This is a genomic window from Ochrobactrum sp. C6C9, from assembly GCF_022627935.1.
Classification (GTDB): Bacteria; Pseudomonadota; Alphaproteobacteria; order Rhizobiales; family Rhizobiaceae; genus Brucella; species Brucella teleogrylli.
Window position 1 is genome coordinate 1 of record NZ_JABXGB010000043.1, and the last position, 22,445, is coordinate 22,445.

Here is a 22,445-nt window from a genome sequence, read left to right on the forward strand (position 1 = left end):
GAATATCTACGAGCCCCTGGCCTTTCCGGCCAGAGAAACTTAACGTGACAACACCGGAGCGATGCATATCCAACCCTGTCGAACCATATCGGGGCGCCGATCAACACCGCCCTGATTCTCGACCATTGGGACGATCTGCTGCATCTCGCGGCGTCGATCACGACGCGGTCCGTGGTACCGTCTACGATCCTGAAGAAGCTGTCCGCATCTCCGAAGCAAAGCCATCTCGCGAGGGCGCTCCGCGAACTCGGCCGTATCGAAAGGTCGCTCTTCATGATCGAATGGTACTCAAGTCCGGCATTGCGGCGGAGATGCCAAGCCGGTCTCAACAGGGGAGAGGCCGCCCATAAGCTGAAACGCGCTGTGTTCTTCCACGAGCGAGGCGAGATCCGTGACCGGTCGTTCGAAAGCCAAGCTTTCCGCGCCTCGGGGCTCAATCTCGTCGTCAGTGCGATCGTGCACTGGAATACGGTTTATCTTGATCGCGCGGTCACACAGCTGAAACGAGCGGGGCGAGACATTCCTGATACTCTATTGAAACACATATCGCCGCTCAGTTGGGAACATATCAACCTTACCGGCATCTACACATGGGATGCCGAACATCAGATGCCGAACGGATTTCGATCGCTCCGCTTTCCGGCTAGGCTAAGGAACGCCGCGTAAGTTCTCATTCCGTTCGTCCTTAGCGTACGATTTCGGACTGCTCTTGTTCTGACCCCTTCAAGCCGCCCTTCGTCGCAAACTCCCGGCTAAGTTTGTTGAAAGGGACATCGACGCCAGCAGCCAGTGCTGTCTGCGACAGCTCTGCGAACAACGGAGCCAGGTAGGCTCGCGCTTTTTCTTCGGGCAATCCCTTGCGAGCCAGCCATTCCGTCGTGCGCTGCATGATGCCGAAATAGGTCGCCATTAGCGCACTTGCAGCGGCGAGGAGGTTGTATTCCTCCGTGGTGCCACACTCCACGGCGTTTCCGAGCACGTTGAAAATCGCCGCGGTCACCGGGTCGGGCGGATAGATGGCGGTGGTGCCCTTCCGTTTCGAAACAAAGGGCAGAGGGATCGCCTGCGCCAGTTGAACGTCGGCGCCGATCCAGTCCAGAAGTGCGGGCCGGCCGGTTGCGGCGATGACACTGATTACCGTCTGCCCCTCCTGGAAGTGCAAGGAGCGGATAACTTCCTCGGCGATCTGTGGGCGAACCGCGAGGACGACGACGTCACAGGTGTCAACGACGGTTTGGTTGTCTGCGGCGACCCAAACAGCCGCAAATTCGGCTGCAAGCTTGCCGGCGCTCTCGGCATTGCGAGGCGAGACGACGATTTCAGGAACAGCCGCCGGTTCGATCATGAGACCTCTCACGATCGCATCTGTGATTGCGCCCGTGCCTACAAATCCTATCTTGTCCGGTAATACCATCGATTTATCCGTCTCCTGAAGTGGACCCAGCGAAACACCTCTATTCACTGCTCCAATCGAGCCCAATGACCTGCTGGATGAGGCGAAGTTTGCCTTGGCGGCTAAGGTCGCTTGCTTTTTTCGTGTCGCGCATTCTAAGGGCTGCAACATTGTCGGATACCGACTTCAGCTGCTCCTGCCTGAGTTCCGGGGCGTCGTTCAACTGGCGAAGCGTATCCCATCCCGCCTTGATCCGCGCCTCTATCAGAAGGCCGTAAATCCAGATGAGGAGTGGATTTCGGCTGGCTCGGACGATTTCCATGTGAACCAGGTAACCCGATTCCTTGAACTCCTGTTGCGTCCCCGTTTCGGCCATGCCCCTCATGTGCTCCAGCGCAGCATCGATGCGTTTGAAATCCGCGTCCGTGGCCCGGGCGACCACCAGATCTGCCATCCCCGGCTCGATGGCGAGCCGGGCTTCGAGGATATCAAGCGGCGAGACGTCCGGCATTTGGTTATCTTGCAACTGGCTCGCCGTCGCCAGTCCCTGGCGCACGAACGTACCGCTGCCGACACGTTTCTCGATCAGCCCATCCTCCAGCAGGATTTGCAGCGCTTTGCGCACGATCGTCCGGGATGCAGCGAAATGAACGGCAAGCTGACGTTCAGCCGGGACCTTGGCGCCAGCAGCCAGGGAGCCATTTTTGATCGCATCGACAAAATGTCGGTAGATCCGTCTGCAGAGCTCGTCGTCCTGTGACACCAGCCGCGTGGACGCACCCCGGCCGGGCGCTGCCGCATCGTTGAGGGCGTCGAATATTGGTTGGACAGCAGTCTGCATTCATTAAGCTCCAGACAAGGGAATTTTCGCTAGTATACAGGAAACCAAGCTTTTATACCATTCTATCGACGTTTCCACCAAAAACCAAATGGTTTTGAAATGCAACAAATTGGTTGAAATTGGTTGACAGGAAAATTCTTCAGGCCTAGCCTTACTTCCACGGCGCCGGGAGGGTTGCCTGCATATTGAGAAACTCACGGGAGGTGATCATGCTCAAGAAGGTGCTTGTTTGCGGAAGTCTGGCTTTTCTGGCGTTTGGTAGCGCGCCGGTCCGGGCACAGGAGGCCGCCACGCTCAATCTCACAACCTGGCAGGCAGAGGAGCCGGGCTTCAAGGACTGGTGGGCCGAGGTGATCGCGGCTTACGAAAAAGCCAATCCCGACGTGGATATCAACGTCCAGAAGATACCCTACAAGGAATATGCCAATCAGTTGACTGTGCGCATGGCATCGGGCCAGCCACCGGAAATCCTGACCCTTTCGACCGACGGCTTCGGAACATTCGCCGAGCAGGGCTGGTTGAGTCCCCTTGACGAGAAAATCAAGGGCACGGCGATTGCCGACAACTGGTCAAGCCTTCAGAGCGAATTGGTTTGGCAGGGGCAGACCGAAGGCGTTCTGCTGATGGGTTACGGCTTCATGCTCTTCTACAACGAGGACCTGCTGCAGAAGGCCGGAATAACGCCTCCGACCTCGTTCGAGGAATTCATGCAGGCCGTGCCGAAGGCCACGGATCGCGATGCCGGCATCTTCGGCCTTGCCGCCGTTACGATGGAACATCCGACGCTCACGCTCGACTTCATCCGTTTCATCGAGTGGCAAGGACAAAAACTGATAAAGGACGGGCATTACAACCTGACCGATCCCGGCGTTATCGCGGCAGTCGAGAAGTATCGCCAGACGGTCGGTGGCAATGCGGCGCTCGGCAACAATTCGACGATGGCGCGACAGCTCTTCACCGAAGGCAAGGCCGCATTCCTCATCGACGGTCCGTGGATGTATTCCAGCGTCGAAAAGGCGCCGCCGGAAGTCCGCCAACATCTCAAGATGATCAAGGCCCCCTTTACGCCGGTTCTTGGCGGCGCCTCCAACAGCATTCATATTCCCATGGGGCTGGAACCGGATGTGCAGGACAAGGCCTGGTCCTTCATCGAATTTCTCTCACAGCCGGAATGGCAGCAGAGATATACGCAGCTGACATCGGCTCCGGCTGCACGCCAAAACATCCTGACTCCGGAACTGGAAGCCAAAGCACCGCAACTGAAGACCATCAACGATGGTGTTGTCGGTGCCGAGCCGATCATCCCGAACGTCAAGGAAATCCGCGCAAACAGTGGCGAGTTCTATGCCATTACGCAAAGGGCCGCGCTACAGGTCCTGTCCACGCAGGAGCCCGTCGCCGATATCCTGGCCGGTACGCAGGAAACGCTCGAGCGTACAATTCCATTGGGCAATTGAGACGATGACCGTATTCTCACTGCTTTCTCCCCGTCGCAGGGCGGCCGCATCCGTGCGGCCTCCCGCCCCCGATGCGGGACAGACCCGGGAAATGCTCCATGCCTATGGCCTGCTGGTGCCGGCCATCGCCTCGGTTATGTTTCTGATCGTCTATCCGCTTTTGCGCATCGTGGAACTGAGCTTCCGTCAGGGCCGCTCCATGAATTTCGCGAAGATTAGCGAGCTGCCGCTCGGCCTGGACAATTACCGGCAGGTTCTTTCCGACCCGGGTTTCTGGAACAGCATACAGGTAACGGTGTTCTATGTGGCCGGCAGTGTGTTCTTCGCTTTCCTCATCGGTCTCTTCACGGCACTGCTCCTGAATATCAGCTTTCCCGGACGCCGATATCTGCGAACATTGATCCTTCTTCCCTGGGCGGTCCCGGGTGTCGTCGTCTCCATCGTCTTCCTGTGGATGCTGGACGGCTCCTATGGCGTCGTCAACGCCATCCTGCGCGATCTCGGGCTGATCGATACCGACATCACATGGTTCGTGGACGCACGCACGGCTATGTGGGCCGTCATCATTCCGACCGTCTGGAAAGCCTATCCCCTCATCACCCTGACATTGCTCGCGGCACTCCAATCCATTCCGAGCGAGCTTTACGAAGCAAGCGATATCGACGGCGCATCCAGGTTTCAGCGTTTCATCTTCATCACCTGGCCAGGTATTCGGGCAACCGCGATCCTGTCGGCGATGATCAGTGCTCTTTGGATCTTCCGGGATATCGACATCATCTTCGCGGCAACCCATGGCGGACCGGCACGGGCCACCGAAACGCTCGCGCTTTACACCTATAACGAGGCCTTCCAGTATTTTCGCATGGGCGTCGGCTCCGCCGTCGGCACCATGATGGTCGCGGTGGCGCTCATCGGGTGCGTGCTCTCCGTCACCCTCATTCATAAAGACAAGTTCTAGGGAGGTTTGCATGACAGCGACGATCAAACAACTCTCGCTGACGGCGATCGGCATCATCCTGGCCATCATCCTGCTTTTCCCGATCTACTGGATGCTGATGACGGCGGTCATGCCGACCAGCGAGATTCTCTCGCGCAATCCGGCGCTCGTCCCGAATTGGTCGAAGGTCACGTTCACGGCCTTCACGGAAGCGTTTGAACGCCGGCCGCTGCTCCAATGGATCGCAAACAGCTTCTTCGTCAGCGGCCTGTCCACGGTGTTCAGCCTGACGGTTGCGACGCTTGCCGGCTATAGCCTCTCGCGCTGGCGAATGCGGTTGCAGCAGGCGACGGGCGCAATGCTGCTGCTGAGCAAGCTCATTCCGTCGAGCCTGATCATCATTCCGCTGTTCATCATGTTCAACACGATGGGTCTCAACGACAGCTTCTTCGGCCTGATCCTGGCAAACATGGCAATCGGCGTTCCGCTCGCGACATGGCTGATGAAAGGCTTCTTCGATCGTATTCCCCCAGAGCTCGAGCAAGCCGCGATGATAGACGGCTGCTCACGCCTTTCCGCCCTGTGGTATGTGATCCTTCCCCTCACCCGCCCCGGTCTTGCTGCTGCGGGCGTCTACCTCCTGATCGTCAGCTGGTCCGAATTCATTTTTGCCCGGACCCTTCTGACCAGTGACGACAAGCAGGTCCTCACCGTCGGTCTCCAGTCCTTCGTCGGCGAATACCAGGTCGAATGGTCGAACCTGATGGCCGCGGGCGCAATCTCGCTCGTGCCCGTCGTTCTTCTCTTCCTCATCCTGGAACCATTCCTCGTGAGCGGGCTCACGAAGGGTGCGATGTCAAACTGATTGAACGTTCCGTATTCAAGGGATCAGTATTGTGACCAGAAAAACCTATGAAGAGCTTCGAAGCGCCAAGTGGTTCACGCCTGCGGACAAAGGCGGGCACACACACCGCGAACGCATCAAGCAGGCGGGATTCAGCGACAAGGATTTTCGTGGCAAGCCGGTGATCGGGGTCTTCTCGTCCTGGAGCGAGCTCAACCCCTGCCACATCCATTTTCGTGAACGTGCCGAGGATGTGAAGCGCGGGATCTGGCAGGCTGGCGGCTTTCCGCTCGAAGTGCCTGTGATGTCGCTCGGCGAACCGTTCATGCGTCCGACGACGATGCTCTACCGGGATCTGCTTTCGATCGAAATCGAGGAAGTGATCCGCTGTCATCCCGTGGATGGTGCCGTGCTGATGGGAGGTTGCGACAAGACGACCCCGGCGATGCTGATGGGCGCCATCTCGACCAATCTGCCGGCGATCTTCCTGCCGGCAGGACCGATGCTCACAGGCAGGTGGCGCGGCAAGACGCTTGGAAGCGGTACGGATGTCAGCCGCTATTATGCGGAACTGCAGGCGGGCAATATCACGCGCGAACAATATACCGATATGGAGTCCGCCGGTGCCCGTTCGGCCGGACATTGCATGACGATGGGCACGGCATCGACCATGACCTCCATCGCGGAAGTTCTGGGAATGACCCTGCCCGGTGCGAGCTCCATTCCGGCTCCGGATTCCAGACACCGGCATATGGCTGCCGATGTCGGCCGGACGATCGTCGATATGGTTTGGGAGGATCGAAAACCTCGCGATATTCTCGACGAGAGATCGTTTCACAACGCGGTGACGGCCCTGATGGCCCTTGGCGGATCCACCAATGCCATCATCCACCTGCTCGCTCTTGCCGACAGGGTCGGCGTGAAACTGGCCTTGAAGGACTTCGACAGGCTGTCTGAGACCGTGCCGGTCATCGCCAACATAAAGCCGTCCGGGCAGTACCTGATGGAGGAATTCTACTATGCCGGCGGACTCCCGGCGCTGCTGTCACGGATCAGCGAATGCCTCGAACTTGACGCGGCGACGGTGAACGGAAAATCGCTGGGCGCCAACATCGCCGGAGCGGAATGTTTCGACGACGACGTCATCCGACCCCTGGATGCACCGCTCACCGAGGCCGGAGGGCTTGCCGTGCTTTACGGGAACCTTGCGCCGGACGGCTGTGTCCTCAAGCGCTCCGCCGCCGATCCGAAGCTGATGAAGCATCGCGGCAAGGCGGTGGTGTTCAAGGATCGTGACGACCTGGCGGCCCGGATAAACGCCCCCGATCTGGACGTCGATGCCGATAGCATCCTGGTTTTGCAGAACGCCGGTCTCAAGGGAGTGCCCGGCATGCCGGAATGGGGAATGCTGCCGATCCCGGAAAAACTGGTCAGGCAGGGTGTGCGTGACATGGTCCGCATATCCGACGCCCGCATGAGCGGCACCCATTACGGCACGGTCCTGCTTCACGTTTCGCCGGAATCGGCCGTCGGCGGTCCCCTTGCATTGGTTGAAACCGGAGACGTCATCGATCTCGACGTGGAGGCCCGGTCGATCAGCCTTCTGGTCGAGCCGGCCAAGCTGGAGCACAGGCGCAGCCTCTGGAGCGAGCGCGCCTCACCGCATCTGCGCGGCTGGTCCTACATCTATTCCCGGCACGTCACCTCGGCAAGCCAAGGTGCCAGCCTGGATTTCCTTCGCGGCGACGCCGAGATGGTCGAGCCCAAATTCTAATCGCACTCAACAATTCGAACGAGTTCAAAGGAGCTTAAATTGACTGATATCGAATCCAAGTGGCGCGGCGTGTTTGTAATCGTGACCACCCCTTTTGACCAGAACCTGCGCGTCGATGTGGACGGTCTGAAGCGCACGATGCGCTTTTGCCTGGATGCCGGCGTGCAGGGCGTGGTGTCCACCGCCAACGCCAGCGAGGTTTCCTATCTGAGCGACGCCGAACGGCGCATGGTCGCCGAAATCGTGGTCGGCGAGGCAAAGGGACAGGCAACGACGATCGTCGGTGTATCGAGCACCTGCTGGCCGATTGCCGAGGGCCATGCGCAGCATGCCGAGAAGATCGGCGCCGATGCAATCATGGCCATGCCGCCGACCTTTCAAAAGGCGAGCGAGAACGAAATCCGCGCATACTACCGGGCAATTTCCGATAGCAGCAGCCTGCCGATCTTCCTGCAGAACTACGGTGGGCCTGGAGGAACGGCCATGTCGCCGCGGTTCATGAAGGAGCTGCTCAAGGATATACCGAACATCCGTTTCGTGAAGGAAGAGACCGAATTCTCGAGCGTGCTGATGAGCGAGGTCCTTTCGGGTGCGGGTGAGGAACTCCTGGGCGTGATGGGAGGCAAGGCCGGCATCCGGTTGCTGGACGAGTATCGCCGTGGCGCCTGCGGGACGATGCCCGCATGCGAGGTCTCCGACGTGCATGTCTCGCTCTGGAAGGCACTGGAGGCGGGCGACATTCAGCGCGCCAAGGAAATCTACCGCCTCATGCTCCCCCTTCTGGTCTTCGAGGTCGGTTACGGCCCCGCCGTCTACAAGGAAGTTTTAAAGCGGCGCAATGTCATCGGAAGCAGCGCCTTCCGGCAAACCGGCGGCCGGGTTCTCGACACGCTGGCGATAGAGGAACTCAAGGATATCCTGAAGGACATGAACCACCTCATGCATGCCGATTACCGGCTGCAGGACGTCGCGGCGTAACCGCAGGAATCCACGTTCAAGTATCGCTTGCAGCATAGCGGGAGGAGTGTCGAAATGGCGTCAGTAGATATCGTCGATGTCCGAAAGTCCTATGGGGCTGTGGAGGTAGTGCACGGCGTCAATGTGAAAATCGAGGACGGCGAATTCGTCGTCCTGGTCGGGCCATCCGGCTGCGGAAAATCGACACTGCTGCGAATGATCGCCGGACTTGAAACCATCTCGGGGGGAAAGATCCTCATCGGGGACAAAACCGTCAACAATGTCCCGCCCAAGCAGCGGGACATTGCCATGGTCTTCCAGAACTATGCGCTTTACCCGCACATGACGGTTGCCGAGAACATGGGCTTTTCACTGCGGTTGAAAGGGACGCCGCAGGAGGATAAGGCGGCTCGTGTAAAGCGGGCCGCCGAAATCCTGGGATTGAGCGATCTGCTGCCGCGCTATCCGCGGCAGCTTTCCGGCGGTCAGCGTCAGCGTGTCGCCATGGGTCGCGCAATCGTCCGCGATCCGCAGGTGTTCCTGTTCGATGAACCGCTCTCCAATCTCGATGCCATGCTGCGTGTACAGATGCGTGGCGAAATCAAGGAGCTCCACCAGCGCCTGAAAACGACCACCGTCTACGTGACACATGACCAGATCGAAGCGATGACGATGGCCGACAAGATCGTCGTCATGCGCGACGGTATCGTCGAGCAGATAGGCAGTCCGCTCGAGTTGTACGACCGCCCGGCAAACCGCTTCGTTGCAGGCTTCATCGGTTCGCCTTCGATGAACTTCATCGAGGGAACGATGGACAGGCAGGGAAGCCCCGTGTTTTCGACGGAGGCAGGTCACCATCTGACGGTTACCTCCGCCTCGGGCTGGAAGCCTGGCGACAAGGCTGTGCTGGGCATCCGGCCGGAACATCTTGAAGTCGTTGCTGCACAGACCGAAGGCGCCTTCGCGGCCCGGATCTCCATCGTCGAGCCAACGGGCTCCGAGATAATGGTTCAGGCACGGGCAGGTACCGCACGCATAACGGCTGCGTTCCGGGAGCGGCACGACTTCCGGGCCGGGGAGACGATCTGGCTGCGACCCGATCCACTCCGCTCCCATCTTTTCAAGACCTCGGGCGAGGCCTGCCGAAGGCCTTCCTAGGCGTCGCCGCTAATGCCTTCGAACACGGATGTCAGTTCACCCGGAAGACACCTGCCATACGGCAATCATTACATTGTTCCGTCGATGGACGGATGAAACAGGAACCGAACCATGAAAATCGATCTAATTCAGGCATTCGTCATCGGGAACCCTTGGAAGAACTGGGTTCTCGTAAAAGTCGGAACGAGTGATGGCCATGTGGGATGGGGCGAGGCCACAACCGGACTGACCACCAAACCGGTCGTCGGCGCGGTCGAGGAGATCTCTCGCCTCTTCATCGGTCGCGACCCGAGGCAGATGACGGCAAATTGGCAGGAGGCCTACAAGACCCTTTATCTGCCGACCGACGGCGTCATCATGGCGGCAATGGCGGGCATTGAAACCGCATGCTGGGATATCGTCGGCAAGGAGCTGAATGTCCCGCTCTACCGTCTGCTCGGCGGCATCGCCAATCCGAAGGTCCGGGCCTATGCCAATGGCTGGTATCAGGAGGATCGCGAACCGGAACGTTTCGCCGCACGTGCAAGAGCCGTGGCCGACGCGGGCTTCACTGCGATGAAGTTCGATCCGCTCGGCCATAACTATCGGGTCCTGCCGCGAGAGGAGCGGGCAAAGACCATCGCTCTCGTCGAGTCTGTGCGCAACGCTTTGCCGGATAGCATCGACCTGATCCTCGAATTCCACGATCGTCTGACGCCGGTCGAAGCGATCTCCGTCAGCCAGGATCTATTGCAGTTCAGGCCGCTGTGGATAGAGGACCCCGTATGGTCCTCCGACGTTGAAGGCTTTGCAGCGGTGGCTAAACGCTCGAACGTCAGGATTGCCGGCGGTGAACGCTTCGGTACGCTCGGCCAGTTCACCAATCTCTTCCAGCACAAGGCGACCGATATCGTTCTGCCCGAATATCTCCGGCTGGGAGGCCTTACGCGCCTGCGTCAGGTCGCCGCCATCGCAGAAGCCCACAATGCGCTCGTCGCCCCGCACAATGCCCAGTCGCCTCTTGGCACCGCCGTCAACATTCACTTCGACATGGCCACGCCGAATGCGTTCATCCAGGAATGCTTCGATGCGTATCACGTCAAATGGGCCCAGGATATCTTCGACGGCGTCCCCACCCTCCAGGACGGCTACCTCCAGGCGAGCGACCGTCCCGGCCACGGCGTCACGATCGACGAGGCCGAACTGCTCAAGCACCCCTATGGTGAACGCAACTTCATGAATCTATTCGGAAAGGGCTGGGAGAGACGCAACAGTTGAATGCAGAAGGGCATTGCCGAATAAACAGCCTATTCTGACCGACGCTTCGTCTTGGAATGCCAAAGATGGCAGATCATCGCTAACCAAGCGTTAATCCGCCAAAGTAGTTATAGTGTGCCCGGCATTAAGACGCATCCGGTGTCTTGGTCTTCGTCCTTTACGTGAGTTTATAATTACTTATTGTTCTTGCTGATGCGGAAGGAAAATTCTGGGTACCGAAAATGTGGAATGTCTCGGCTGTCGCAAAAGCCTTATTGCACTCATTTTTTGCTCAGGGCATATTGCGACAGCATTTGTTGGTTCCTTCAGACCTGCGTCGCACCCCCATCGACGCAGAGCTCAGCCCCGGTCGTGAAACTGCTCTCGTCGCTTGCGAGGAAAAGCGCAGCGGCGGCTACCTCGTCCGGCTTGCCAAGGCGTCCAAGCGGGATCATATTGGTTAGCGCCTGGCGCACCTCGTCCGAGGTGTCGGCCATCATCGCGGTGTCCGTCGGGCCGGGGCTGATGACGTTGACGCGGATGCCTCTGGGGGCGAGTTCATGCGCCCATGTCCGGGCGAAGGACCGTACGGCCGCCTTGCTGGCACTATAGACGCCGTAGCCCTTCGTACCCACCACATCCGCGATCGAACCGACGAGCACAATCGATCCGCCGGGCTGCATCAGATCGATACCGCCTTGCGCCGCAAACAGCAGCGAACGGACGTTCAGCCCGAAAATCCTGTCGAAGAGGTCTTCGCTAATATCGCCAAGCATGGCGAACTCGGAGATGCCGGCGTTGATAACCAGGACGTCAATCCGCCCTTCTTCGGACCGGACGCGCTCGAAGACTCGGGCGAGATCGACCAGGTTGCCCGCGTCGGCGCGGACCGCACGGATGCCGTTGTCCTTGATATCCGGCGACGATGCCGGCCCGTTTTCCACCGCCTTGCGGCTCGTGGCGTAAACGCGCGCGCCCTCAGCCGCGAAGCGCTGCGAGATTGCCCCGCCAATGCCGCCGCCGCCGCCGCCGATGACGATCGCAATCTTGTTTCCCAATCTGCTCATATGAACTCCTTGCAAAAGTGGTGCAAGAAGAAGATATATTGGGCATATCTACAGTGAAATACGCACCATATATAAAGCAGATATCGAGGAGTATACCCGTGTCCGGAATGGTTGATGATCTGGCCGCAAACACACGTCCGACGGGACACTCCGTGAAGCGTGTGATCGACGAAGCGTTGATCGACGTGAAAGCCACGCGGCCGATCCTGGAGCAGATCGGCAACAAGTGGTCGGTTCTGATCCTGACCGTCCTGTGCACCAGACCATCACGTTTCAATGAGATCATGCGGCGTCTCGACGGCATTACACACAAGGCGCTCGCGGATGCGCTGAAACGACTGGAGCGCAACGGGCTGATCCAGCGTCATGTCCTTCCCACGGCTCCCGTCGGTGTCGAGTACACGATCACGCCGTTGGGCCATTCCCTGCGCGAGCCGTTCGCAGCGCTCTACGACTGGGCGCTGATACACGGTGCTAAAATGGAACTCGCGCAGGCAGAGTATGATCGCACGCGGGATTGAGCATATCTGACAGCTGCGGCGACGACCGCTGTTGATGCAATCGCGCCATAAGCTGCCTCTGTCGGGTTTCAGGCCGATGTCGAGATCACCTTGGCGAAAACGTGTCTCAAATCGGCGGCGATCACGACATGACTCGAGAGGCCGGCTCATTCGCCGCAACGTCGATCGCGCCATTCGCAAGTCTGGTCCCGGCCCGATTTGGGGATCTCGGTTGCCGGAAACCGAGATCCAACTCCAGGCGGCTAGGTGTTCAAGCCGCCATCCACTGTGAGGATAGCCCCTGTAATCTGCCTTGCAGCAGGACTTGCGAGGAAGGCCACGGCAGCAGCCACATCTTGTGGCTCTCCATATCGGCCAAGAGGTATCAGGGCACGTTGAAAGTCGGCAAAATCACCGTTGGCCGGGTTCATATCGGTATTGGTCGATCCCGGCTGGACCAGGTTTACGGTGACATCACGAGATCCGAGTTCGCGAGCGAGGCCGCGCGTGAACGCGTGGAGCGCGGATTTTGTCATGAAATACACCGTACCTGTCTCGCCAACGATGCGTTCGGCGCCGGCCGAGCCGATCGTGATGATGCGACCTCCGGCTTGAAGATATGGAATGGCGGCCTGCGAAGCGATCACGGGCGAACGCACGTTGACGTCCAGCAGCGCATCGATGTGATCAACGCTGATGGCGGCGATCGAATCGTAAAGCGCGATTGCGGCATTGTTGACGAGAATGTCGAGACCGCCAAGCGCTTCGGCTGCCTCGTCCACCGAGCGCCTCACGGCCAGCGGATTGCCACTGTCGGCCCTGATAGGCGTCACGACACGAAAGTGGTGAATCTGTCCGACATTTGAGAACGTATCAGGAACTCAGATTGGCTTAACCGCGGATGTCGTTGTCTTTTCGGCCCTGAGAGCTTCGTAGAGTGCGGTTTTCCCGATTTTAACGCGGGCCGCGGCTTCCCGGACGTTTAACCCTGCCGCCAGATGCTGGCGGGCTTTGGCGAGTTTCTCCGGGGTTACGACGACCTGTCGGCCACCGCGTCGGCCGCGCTCCTCTGCCGCTTGTAGACCAGCGCGTGTTCGTTCCCGGATCAGATCGCGCTCGAACTGTGCCAGCGCCCCGAACAGGTGGAAGACCAGGCGACCACCGGGTGTCGTCGTGTCGATGTTTTCGGTGATCGACCGGAACCCGACGCCTTTGGCCTCCAGCTCGGTGATGATCTCGATGAGGTGCTTCATCGATCGACCCAGGCGGTCGAGCTTCCAGACTGTAAGCGTGTCGCCGTCACGAACGTAGCGGATCGCCTCCGCCAATCCGGGCCGGTCAGTCTTCACGCCGGACGCCTTATCCTCGAACAGCCGTTCACAACCTGCTTTGCGCAAAGCGTCGAGTTGCAGGGCGGTATCCTGGTCGCCGGTGGAGACCCTTGCATAGCCGATAGAGGTCATTAGGCGTGGTTTGTCCGTTTTCTCGTTGAAGTCGGACAATGTCCGATTTGCCGTTCGAGAACAAGGTTTGCGGACAAATTCTGTGGAAGCCGCGAAACGGTCGTTTGCCGGACACGCATTTTCCATTTCGCTGCAGCTTTCGTGACGGGATGGATGGTGATGAATGGCGCGCAGAGCACTGCTGAGCGAAACATGGTGGAGCCAGGCGACAGCGGTTCCGGATGACGAAAGGGAGATCGCCAAGCACTACACGCTGGACCAGTCGGATCTCGATCTGGTCATGCGGCAGAACCGTGCATCGAACCGGCTGGGCCTGGCCTGCGTTCTGGCGATGCTGCGATATCCAGGCCGACCGCTCGCGGATGGTGAGGTCCTGCCGCCAGGCTTGTTGCGGTTCCTGGCGCGGCAAATCGGCGTCGATCATCGCGAGATCGATCGATATTTCGAGCGCCCGCAGACGCGCCGCGAGCATCTCGCCCTGCTTTTCGAGAGAATGAAGATACGCCCGTTTGCGCCTTCGGACGTGCGGGCCCTGACCGGCTGGCTGACGCCCGCGGCTCAAACCCTGCGCCGGGCCGATGCATTGGCGGATATGGTCGTGGAGGAATTGCGCCGCCGGCGAATTCTCCTACCGTCGCGCGGGGCGCTCGAAGCCATCATCCACGTTGCAATCCGGCGCGGCATCCGTATCGCTCACCGGGCCCTGGTTGGTGGGCTTTCGGAGAGCCAGAAGCGCGATCTCGACAAACTTCTCGACCCGCGTGAGGGGACGAACGTGACCATCCTCGCGTGGGTACGTACACCGGCATTGTCGCCCACCGCCGTCAATCTCGACAGGATAGCCGAACGCGTTCAGTTACTTCGGTCGCTGCACCTGCCTGCAGAGTTGATGGAGCGCATTCCGAACAAGGTTTTTGACGAACTCGCTGCGGAAGGAATGAGGATGAGCGCGCAGCATCTACGCGATCTCAACCCAGAACGCCGGCACGCCGTGCTGGCTGCAACAGTTTTGCATCTTTTGCGCCATCTGACCGACTGCGCAATCGACGTGTTCAAGAAACTGATCGGCGCCATGACGCGGCGCGCCGACAATCAGGCGACTGCCCGCATCACTCGTTCCGTCCGGGAGGTTCAAAAGCCGCTCAAGGACGTTTCGAAAGTTTGCCACGCGATCATCGAAGCCAGGGAGAAAGGCGAGGATATCGGCAGGGCACTCGAACGGATCATTCAATGGCCGGTCTTCGCGACCAGCGTTCAGGCGGTCGACGCGCTGATTGCCCCGGACAGCATCGATGGGAAAATCGAAATGCTCCAGCGCTATCCAACGATCCGGAAAATGGCTCCGGAATTCCTGTCGACGTTCGTGTTTCGAGGCCATGCTGTAGCTGCGAATCTCCTTCGGGCGCTATCCACGGTCGCCGATCTGTATCGCAAGGGGAAAAGAACGATACCCGACAGGGCACCAATATCCTTTGCGCCGAGGAGCTGGACGCCGCTCATTCTGCAGGATGGCAAGATCGATCGCAGGGCCTATGAGCTCTGCCTGTTCAGCGAATTGAAACGCCGCCTCGATGCCGGCGACGTCTGGGTGGAGGGCTCCAAGCGCTTCCAGTCCTTCGAGAGCTTCCTCATTCCCGCGCCGACGTTCGAGTTGATGCGCGAGGAAGGCCCGCTTCCGGTCGCCGTCGATACCGATGTGGAAACCTATCTGAGGCAACAGCGCCAGACCTTGAACGACGGGCTGAGCGACCTGTCGCGCCTGGCTGCCGCCGGCGAGCTCGACGATGTCGAATTGACCGGTGCGGGGTTCAGCGTCACGCCGCACAAGGCCATGTTTCCGGACATCGCGAAGGCGCTGAAACCGAAGGTGGAAGGCCGCCTGCCTGCCATCCGCATCACCGACCTGCTGCTTGAGGTGGACGCCCGCACGGGATTTTCCAACGCCTTCACACACCTACGCACCGGGCGCACGGCCGACAACAAGCTTGCGCTCCTTACCGCAGTTCTGGCGGACGGCATCAATCTCGGCCTCACGAGAATGGCGGATGTTTCTCCCGGATTGACGATGCGCCAGCTCGCCTGGGCGCACGACTGGCATATCCGGGAAGAAGGCTACACCGCCGCGCATGCCATTCTCGTCAACGCCCAGAGGCAATTGCCTTTGGCAGGATTGTGGGGAGACGGAACCACCTCTTCCTCGGACGGGCAGTATTTTCCGGCGGGAGGGCACGCCGAAGCGATCGGCGACCTCAATGCCCGCTATGGCCCTAATCCCGGCGCCAAATTCTATCGATTCACCTCCGACCAATATGGCGCGTTCCACATCATCGCCATGAATGCCAATGCGAGCGAGGCCATCTATGTTCTGGACGGTCTGCTTTATCATGGCAGCGACCTCGCCATCGAAACCCACTATGTCGATACCGGCGGGGTCAGCGACATGAGTTTCGCACTCTGCCATCTCGTCGGCTTCCAGCTCGTGCCCCGGCTGCGGGGTCTCAAGGATCGCAAGCTGTATATCTTCCCCGGCGACGCGCCACCGGAAAACCTCGCCTCGTTCGTCGGTGAGCCTATCAACGTCGAGCGGATCAAGGCAAACTGGAATGACATCCTGCGACTGGTCACGACCATTCGTTCCGGCCTGGTACGCCCTTCGACCTTGCTGGCAAAGCTGTCCGCATTCCCGCGTCAAAACGGATTGGCGCTCGCGCTGCGCGACATCGGACGCATCAACCGGTCCATCTTCCTGCCCCAATGGTGGCAGAACGCTGAAATGCGCAGGAATGCCACCGCCGGCCTCAACAAGAGCGAGGCCCAAAATACCCTGGCCCGTGCGCTGTTCTTCAACCGGCTCGGAGAGTTGCGGGACAGAACCTTCGAGAGCCAGTTCTATCGGGCGTCCGGACTGAACCTGCTCATCAACGCCATCGTCTATTGGAATACGCTCTATCTCGAACCGGCGTTCGCCGAACTTAACCGCGAGGGCGTCGCCACGCCGCCGGATGTGATCAAACACATCACCCCGCTCGGATGGCAGCACATCAGTCTCACCGGCGACTACATCTGGACCCCGACAGACGGCCCCGATCTCAGGCCATTGCGGCGCGAAGTATCTTTGCTGGCAGCCTGATCACTCTATGTTCTCAAAAGTCGGACAGATTCATCACTTTCGTGTCGTGACGCCTGATAGCAAATCCGCGCCTGCCCTTCCCCTCGATAACTCGAACAATCTCAGTTGCACGATCAGCCGACCGTTCATAGGTGATGGCCACGTCTGCGCCCTTGTCGGCAAGCGCCAATGCGATGGCAGCGCCGATACCACGCGAGGCGCCCGTCACAAGCGCCCGCTTTCCAATGAGTTCACTCATTATCTTTCCTTTATTTATTGAATGACACAGAAATAGATGGGGGCGAAGAAATTGCCGGTCAAGAATAATATAACGATCACCACAAAAGTGCTCAGAGGGTTGCCCATGAAGGGCGAAGGGTTTATATAATGACCGATGCAGAAATCGGATCATAAGCCACAAGCTGGCGAATCTACGCCGCCTCGCCCTCGCGGGCGCCCTCGCGTGTTTGATCGAGAAGCCGCCTTGGGACAGGCCACTCGTCTCTTCTGGCTAAAGGGCTTTGAGGCCACGTCAATGGTGGATCTCACAGAGGCGATGGGAATCGGATCGCCGAGCCTTTATGCTGCCTTCGGTTCAAAAGAAGCGCTCTATGCCGAGTCGCTGCGCTATTACGTTGACAGCAATGCATCGCTCGTGTGGGGCAGGTTCTCCTCTGCAGACACTGCCCGTGAAGCTGTATTGTCGTTCCTTATGGATTCTGCCGCGACGCTGACGGGATGCGTCGTCGATATTCCCTATGGCTGCATGGTGGCCCTCTCATCGGTCGGCAGCGAAGGCCATGTGGAATTGGGCGAACTTGTACGATCGGCACGTGCCGTCACGCTCGAACGTCTGAAGGCGTGCTTGGAACGGGCCGTGGCGGATGGCGAGATTCCAGTCACAACCGACATCCATGCGCTTGCGCGTTTCGTGCAGACCGTCCAGTTTGGCATGTCCATCCTGGCTCGCGACGGGGCTAGCCGTTCCGAGCTCGAGGCCGTGGCCGAGGTATCCATGCTGGGATGGGACGCGCGCACGAGGAGCGACACCCACTCCATGTAACAGCGCGCGTGGAATCGATACCGACCAGCCACGCCACTGGAAGAATAGCTCTCGCCATGATCGTCATCTGGGGTCCGGAACCTAGCGGACGACCAGCACAGGACTATAGGCCCAGAACCTCCGACGTCTGACTGCCAAGGAGCAGACAATCCAGTCCTCGCCTGCCGTGGGACGTCATTGCTATAAGACCAATCACACGCCTTTGCGACCTCGATTTTAGAGCATTTCCGCTTTTCTCTGAATCTCGAAATACCCTATCCCTTTGTTTCCACGCAATTCCGGACGGAAACCGCTGTACACTTTTCCTGGAATTGCTCTGGGAGGCGTTAGGTTTTCGACATGTTCGGTCACGCAGGCTGCCACCTTCTCGGGTTCGACAATCGGCTGCCCGTTCTGGAGAAAGCTGACCCTGCCTTCACGCACATGAGCTTGTAGTGATGTGACCAGGTCGCTGCGGTCGCTGCCGCCATCGAGTTCCGGCACAAGCGCCACCGTCTCATGCCAGCCGTTGAAGATGCTCGCCTCGACATCGCTGCGGATCAGTTCCGCCGCACGCCGCACCAACGGATCGACGTTGATGCGGCCGTCGACGGTCTCATTCATCCGGACCGGAATGTGCTCGCGGGTGACCGGCCCCACCGGGAGCATCGCCACGCAAACCGTCTCGTCGCACCCTTGGAAGTTCACCAGCACCAGCTTCTTCCTCCCCGGAAACGATACGGAAAGGGCGCTGTCGTGATCGCCCGAGGCCGGCACCCGCAGGATCATGATCGGCTCGCCCTCCTTGGTCGCCGCAAGCGACCAGCTGAACACCGGAGCGTCGTTCCGGAAACATTCCCGCGGACCCGGCCGTCTTCGCTGGTGTAGCCCGCACCGAAGGCAAACGCGCCCTCGCCGCGCCACAGGCCGCCTGCTGATGAGCACGAACGATCTTACTGTCGATCATCAGATATTGGTTGTCGCGATCGGTCGTCAGCGTCTCGAACACCCGTTCCCAGATGCCGGCATGGCACCAACGGCTGAACCGGCGATGGACCGTCTTCCACTTGCCATAGCGCTCCGGCAGATCGCGCCAATGTGCGCCCGAGCGCAAAACCCACAGGCAACCATTGATAAACAAACGGTTGTCAAAGCCCGTACGCCCCGGATCGCCAGCCTTGCCAGGCAACAAGTCCGCAATCTTCGCCCATTGCCCATCGCTCAGTTCATACCGCTTAACAGCCATGACGACCTCCGTGCTTCAACACGGTGTCCTATGAATCAGCGATCAACCGATTTGGAAAGCCTGAATGTCGATCCGCCCTAGAGCGGGATGATTTTAGTCCGGTGCATATCCGGCTTCCATGAAGTAGTTTGAACATTCTTGCGGCCTGACGTCGGTGAGGATTTTGCTGAGTTCGTCATCGACGGCTTGGCGTGTCCTGGCTTGTGCCTTGCGCAGCCAATGTTTGATCTTCGAGAAGAGCTTTTCGATCGGATTGAGATCGGGGGAGTATTTCGGCAGGAAGAGCAGTCTGGCACCCGCCCCGCGGATGGCGTCCCGGATTGCCTTGGGTGTGTGCGAGCCGAGGTTGTCCATGATGACGATGTCGCCGGGTTTGAGTTCGGCAACCAGCACCTGCTCGACATAAATCCTGAAGCGCTCCGCGTTGATGGGTCCATCGATGATCCAAGGGGCGCTGACGCGGTCGTGGCGAAGGGCGGCCAGAAAGGTCATGGTATTCCGGTGGCCGAACGGCGCCTTGCCCGGCAGTCGTTCTCCCTTTGGAGCCCAGCCCCTGAGGGGCGCCATGTTCGTCCTGGCCCAGGGTTCATCGATGAACACCAGCCGCGAAGCATCGATCCGATGGCGATGCTTCAGCCATCGTGCGCGCTTGCGGGCGACGTCGGGCCGGTCCCGCTCGCTGGCGACCAGCGTCTTTTTTTATAACTCAGTTTCTCGTCATGCACGAATACCCAAACGGAGCGGTAGTCCACCTTCAAGCCACGCTCGCTCAGTTCCCCGACCAGGCCGCGCAGGGTAAAGGCCTTGGCCCGGCACCGTTCCATCAGCCATTCACGATGAGCGCCGCCAATCGCCCGAGGCTTGTAACCGCCCATCCGTCCCGGCGCGGTACCGCCCGTCTGCCGGAAACGCCGGACCCAGGAGATCGCCGTGCTGACCCCTACACCGAAACGCTTCGCCGCAGCCCGGCACGATAGCCCCTCGCGCACGACTGCTCCAACAACACGGGCTCGAAGATCATCCGATAAGGGTTTTGCCATCCATGCCAGCCTCCTGATCCAGCCGGCAGATAGAATCTGATTTGCACCAGAAACGGAATCTGGAGGGTTCTGTGAGGTCCGGGCGCTGTGCGTGCTGCATTCACTGATCGGACCTCATTGAAGCCGGATTGAGCGAAGGCGCGGGTTGTTTGGCACTATGGGGATTTAGCCGAAGCAGTGGATGGCGTTTTGCGGAGTTGAGCCTTGCCGAAGTCGGTGGACAGGCCTGGAAGGAGCTTCTTGCCGGCATTTGCGGTGTCTTTGCCGCGCCTGTCGGCTGGTTTGCATCGATCGAACCGTCGCTCGGGCACGATTGGGCAAAGCACTCGCCCCGCGGCTCTTTTGCATGCCGACGCTGATCGTTGCAATGATGCGGCGCGTGATATGATCATGAACTGTCGTTCCATGCTGGCCGGCGTACCGGCTGGAGCGGGGTCCATGCGGCAATGATCGTCATGGTTCCGCCGCAACAGGAGCAGCGGTGCGCCAGAGGCGGTGGCTTTGCGTCCGGTTCTTCGACCGGGTGTTCGGGCGGCGGGACGTCGAGCAAGCTTCGGCATAGGTCCAGCTTCAGTTGCCGATGGCCATTGGCAAGCAGGCCGTAATGACGAATGCGGTGAAAGCCGTCCGGAACGGTGTGAAGCAGGAAACGGCGGATGAACTCGTGGGCATCGAGCGTCATTACCTTTTGCCTGCCACCGTGGCGATAATCCTTCCAACGGAAGGTGACGCGGTCGCCGTCCACGCTGACGAGGCGGGAATTGGAGATGGCAATGCGATGGTCTTCGTACGAGCGGCCTACGCTTATATTTCCGATCCCCCTTAATCAGCGGTATTCCGTGCGCGCTTTGCTGAGAACCGGATCTGAGACGCCCGTCTTCTTTGGTTTCCGTCGGCGAACCGGTTACCCGTACGAAAACCGCTCGCCTAACGGTTCGAACGTCGGAAAAGGGAAAACCAGTGCGATAAGCAAATCACCGCCAGACCAGCTATGAGAATGACACCGAGCGCGAAAAATCCACTGAGAGCCCAAAATATGGTGGGGTTGTCGTTCATATATACGTCCGGCCCTCGTCGATTGACGATCCTACCGCGTTCTATGATGCCAACGAGACCTTGTGCACCAGCCCAGACCAACCAACAAAGGAATGCCGCGACCAGGCCTGAGCCCAGAATTTGGCTTATTCGCGATAGACGTTTCCAACTCATGGCTGTGCCTTAAGAAACGGGTCAACGCAGTCTCATATTGAGACGAGATGCCCACTTGCCTTCATTCCTGAAAACAGGAGCTGGCGGATTGAGAAGGTCCCTCCCCTCGCCTTCTGTGTCAGAGATCGTAGATATCCGCCGGGCGAATTGATGGTCGATAGTTTCTGCAGGATCCAGGCAATAGCGGTAGAGGTGATTTCCGGTCCCATGTAACGGATCGCTTCCTGATAGGCTGACTGACTGATGCCGAGAAAGCCGGAGACAATCCGCGAGACATCGAGAAGCTGACGCCATGTGCCAATTCCGTTGGTTCCGTATTCCCGGATATCTGGACAGGATCGAAGCACCTGATCGAGGGAAATGGATGGGGTTAAGTTGCCAGAAGTTCCTTCTTCCGGCTTCTCAGAAACTGGTGTTTCCGCGGAAGGCGCGTTCAAATCAATCTTTTCGCCATTTTGAGATTCAAAAAGGGATTCTGGCAGGGATTCATTATGCTGCCGCTCAGATTGAGCGACGCTGACGCTCATTTCCGGAACAATCTCTATTGTTTTCAAAGCGATAGCCAATTCACCACGAATGGCTTCAAAATTGGCCCTGATCGCGGACAGTTCATCAAGAGATGCACGACGAGGAATTGCGTCGACAATGGAGCGGAAGCGAACGAACAGTGCTTCGAGACACTCACTAAGCTCACCTCTTTCTTCGGCCTTATCCGCAAAAGCTGCCGCCATATCTCTGCGCATGACCGACACTTCGTCGCGAAGACGCTTCAGTGCTTTCTGATCGGCGAGAATTTTATCCGCGATAGCAGCAATTTCAGAGGCGCGCTTAAGCAAGGGCGCAAAAGAAAAGCCAAAAGCAAGCTCGACGCCGCCTTCCCTATCCTTATGAGCATAGCGTTTGCGGGTCGGGCTATCCTTGCGCGCAATGATCCTGGCTTCAATCAGGGAGGCCAGATGTCGGCGCAGTGTAGACTCCGGCATGCCATGGGCACGCAGCGAAAGCTGTCGGTTGGATGGGAAAACGACTAGGCCGCTTTTCTCATCAAATTCATCATCAGGCAGAAATGACAGAAGCGAGCTCAGCACGGCAAGGCAACGATCGTTCAGGCCGAAGTTAGCCTTAGCCACGCAGAGCTGTTTGTAGAGCGCCCATCTGTTTACGCCCCTCCC

General features: G+C 59.0%; 17 protein-coding genes and 7 pseudogenes. 11 read left to right on the forward strand and 13 right to left on the reverse strand.

Annotated elements, in window-relative coordinates; translation table 11 throughout:
- Nucleotides 1-54 precede the first annotated feature (54 nt).
- Nucleotides 55-666, forward strand: a pseudogene (locus HWD97_RS21925) (Tn3 family transposase); the annotation flags it as partial.
- 19 nt (nt 667-685) lie between these two features.
- Here the strand turns inward: HWD97_RS21925 and HWD97_RS21930 are convergent.
- Together HWD97_RS21930 and HWD97_RS21935 are read right to left on the reverse strand one after the other, a co-directional pair.
- Nucleotides 686-1,414 (reverse strand): pyrroline-5-carboxylate reductase, encoded by a 729-nt coding sequence (locus HWD97_RS21930; RefSeq protein ID WP_371835587.1) that lies wholly within the window; start codon nt 1,412-1,414, stop codon nt 686-688.
- Between the two features lie 40 nt (nt 1,415-1,454).
- Nucleotides 1,455-2,234: a FadR/GntR family transcriptional regulator gene (locus HWD97_RS21935; protein ID WP_371835588.1), complete on the reverse strand. Its 780-nt coding sequence runs from the start codon at nt 2,232-2,234 to the stop codon at nt 1,455-1,457.
- 209 nt (nt 2,235-2,443) lie between these two features.
- Here HWD97_RS21935 and HWD97_RS21940 point away from each other — a divergent pair, with 209 nt between their 5' ends.
- From HWD97_RS21940 to HWD97_RS21970, 7 genes are all read left to right on the forward strand, one after another.
- Entirely contained in the window at nt 2,444-3,691 is a 1,248-nt protein-coding gene (locus HWD97_RS21940; RefSeq protein ID WP_371835589.1) for an ABC transporter substrate-binding protein, read from the forward strand.
- A 4-nt stretch (nt 3,692-3,695) separates the two neighbouring features.
- Nucleotides 3,696-4,649, forward strand: coding sequence for a carbohydrate ABC transporter permease (locus tag HWD97_RS21945; RefSeq protein ID WP_371835590.1), 954 nt, complete (start codon nt 3,696-3,698; stop codon nt 4,647-4,649).
- Nucleotides 4,650-4,659: 10 nt separating this feature from the next.
- Complete coding sequence (locus HWD97_RS21950) at nt 4,660-5,493, forward strand: carbohydrate ABC transporter permease (RefSeq protein ID WP_371835591.1); 834 nt, start codon at nt 4,660-4,662, stop codon at nt 5,491-5,493.
- Nucleotides 5,494-5,521: 28 nt separating this feature from the next.
- The gene (araD, locus tag HWD97_RS21955; RefSeq protein WP_371835601.1) at nt 5,522-7,246 is read left to right on the forward strand and encodes an L-arabinonate dehydratase; all 1,725 of its coding nucleotides are present in this window, start codon (nt 5,522-5,524) and stop codon (nt 7,244-7,246) included.
- Nucleotides 7,247-7,285: 39 nt separating this feature from the next.
- Nucleotides 7,286-8,224, forward strand: coding sequence for a dihydrodipicolinate synthase family protein (locus tag HWD97_RS21960; RefSeq protein ID WP_371835592.1), 939 nt, complete (start codon nt 7,286-7,288; stop codon nt 8,222-8,224).
- A gap of 54 nt (nt 8,225-8,278) precedes the next feature.
- Entirely contained in the window at nt 8,279-9,361 is a 1,083-nt protein-coding gene (locus HWD97_RS21965) for an ABC transporter ATP-binding protein (RefSeq protein ID WP_371835593.1), read from the forward strand.
- 111 nt (nt 9,362-9,472) lie between these two features.
- Nucleotides 9,473-10,618: a mandelate racemase/muconate lactonizing enzyme family protein gene (locus HWD97_RS21970; RefSeq protein ID WP_371835594.1), complete on the forward strand. Its 1,146-nt coding sequence runs from the start codon at nt 9,473-9,475 to the stop codon at nt 10,616-10,618.
- A gap of 305 nt (nt 10,619-10,923) precedes the next feature.
- On the opposite strand, the gene HWD97_RS21975 is transcribed toward HWD97_RS21970, so the two are convergent.
- Nucleotides 10,924-11,664: an SDR family NAD(P)-dependent oxidoreductase gene (locus HWD97_RS21975; protein ID WP_371835595.1), complete on the reverse strand. Its 741-nt coding sequence runs from the start codon at nt 11,662-11,664 to the stop codon at nt 10,924-10,926.
- A 107-nt stretch (nt 11,665-11,771) separates the two neighbouring features.
- Here HWD97_RS21975 and HWD97_RS21980 point away from each other — a divergent pair, with 107 nt between their 5' ends.
- On the forward strand, nt 11,772-12,185 hold the full coding sequence (locus HWD97_RS21980; RefSeq protein ID WP_371835602.1) for a winged helix-turn-helix transcriptional regulator: 414 nt from the start codon (nt 11,772-11,774) through the stop codon (nt 12,183-12,185).
- Nucleotides 12,186-12,427: 242 nt separating this feature from the next.
- Here HWD97_RS21980 and HWD97_RS21985 read toward each other — a convergent pair.
- Nucleotides 12,428-12,988 (reverse strand): annotated as a pseudogene (locus HWD97_RS21985) (SDR family oxidoreductase); the annotation flags it as partial.
- 57 nt (nt 12,989-13,045) lie between these two features.
- Nucleotides 13,046-13,627, reverse strand: a complete 582-nt coding sequence (locus tag HWD97_RS21990; RefSeq protein ID WP_371835603.1) for a recombinase family protein — start codon at nt 13,625-13,627, stop codon at nt 13,046-13,048.
- Between the two features lie 163 nt (nt 13,628-13,790).
- Here HWD97_RS21990 and HWD97_RS21995 point away from each other — a divergent pair, with 163 nt between their 5' ends.
- Complete coding sequence (locus HWD97_RS21995; RefSeq protein WP_371835596.1) at nt 13,791-16,757, forward strand: Tn3 family transposase; 2,967 nt, start codon at nt 13,791-13,793, stop codon at nt 16,755-16,757.
- A 52-nt stretch (nt 16,758-16,809) separates the two neighbouring features.
- On the opposite strand, the pseudogene HWD97_RS22000 reads toward HWD97_RS21995, so the two are convergent.
- Nucleotides 16,810-16,995, reverse strand: a pseudogene (locus HWD97_RS22000) (SDR family NAD(P)-dependent oxidoreductase); the annotation flags it as partial.
- Nucleotides 16,996-17,130: 135 nt separating this feature from the next.
- On the opposite strand from HWD97_RS22000, the gene HWD97_RS22005 reads away from it, so the two are divergent.
- The gene (locus HWD97_RS22005; protein ID WP_371835597.1) at nt 17,131-17,799 is read left to right on the forward strand and encodes a TetR/AcrR family transcriptional regulator; all 669 of its coding nucleotides are present in this window, start codon (nt 17,131-17,133) and stop codon (nt 17,797-17,799) included.
- A gap of 81 nt (nt 17,800-17,880) precedes the next feature.
- Here HWD97_RS22005 and HWD97_RS22010 read toward each other — a convergent pair.
- The 7 genes and pseudogenes from HWD97_RS22010 to repC form a co-directional block, all read right to left on the reverse strand.
- Nucleotides 17,881-17,986, reverse strand: a pseudogene (locus HWD97_RS22010) (universal stress protein); the annotation flags it as partial.
- Nucleotides 17,987-18,015: 29 nt separating this feature from the next.
- The gene (locus HWD97_RS22015) at nt 18,016-18,612 is read right to left on the reverse strand and encodes a hypothetical protein (protein WP_371835598.1); all 597 of its coding nucleotides are present in this window, start codon (nt 18,610-18,612) and stop codon (nt 18,016-18,018) included.
- A pseudogene (locus tag HWD97_RS22020) lies at nt 18,564-18,725 on the reverse strand (YadA-like family protein); the annotation flags it as partial. The gene HWD97_RS22015 and the pseudogene HWD97_RS22020, both read right to left, overlap by 49 nt.
- Nucleotides 18,683-19,024, reverse strand: a pseudogene (locus HWD97_RS22025) (IS5 family transposase); the annotation flags it as partial. The pseudogenes HWD97_RS22025 and HWD97_RS22020, both read right to left, overlap by 43 nt.
- 93 nt (nt 19,025-19,117) lie before the next feature.
- Nucleotides 19,118-20,064 (reverse strand): IS630 family transposase gene (locus tag HWD97_RS22030; protein WP_371835599.1). Its coding sequence is split into 2 segments (ribosomal slippage): nt 19,118-19,723 and nt 19,726-20,064, totalling 945 coding nucleotides; the frame shifts between segments, so codons are not numbered across the junction.
- A 388-nt stretch (nt 20,065-20,452) separates the two neighbouring features.
- A pseudogene (locus HWD97_RS22035) lies at nt 20,453-20,845 on the reverse strand (transposase); the annotation flags it as partial.
- A 460-nt stretch (nt 20,846-21,305) separates the two neighbouring features.
- On the reverse strand, nt 21,306-22,445 hold a 1,140-nt coding region (repC, locus tag HWD97_RS22040), incomplete at its 5' end, for a plasmid replication protein RepC (RefSeq protein WP_371835600.1).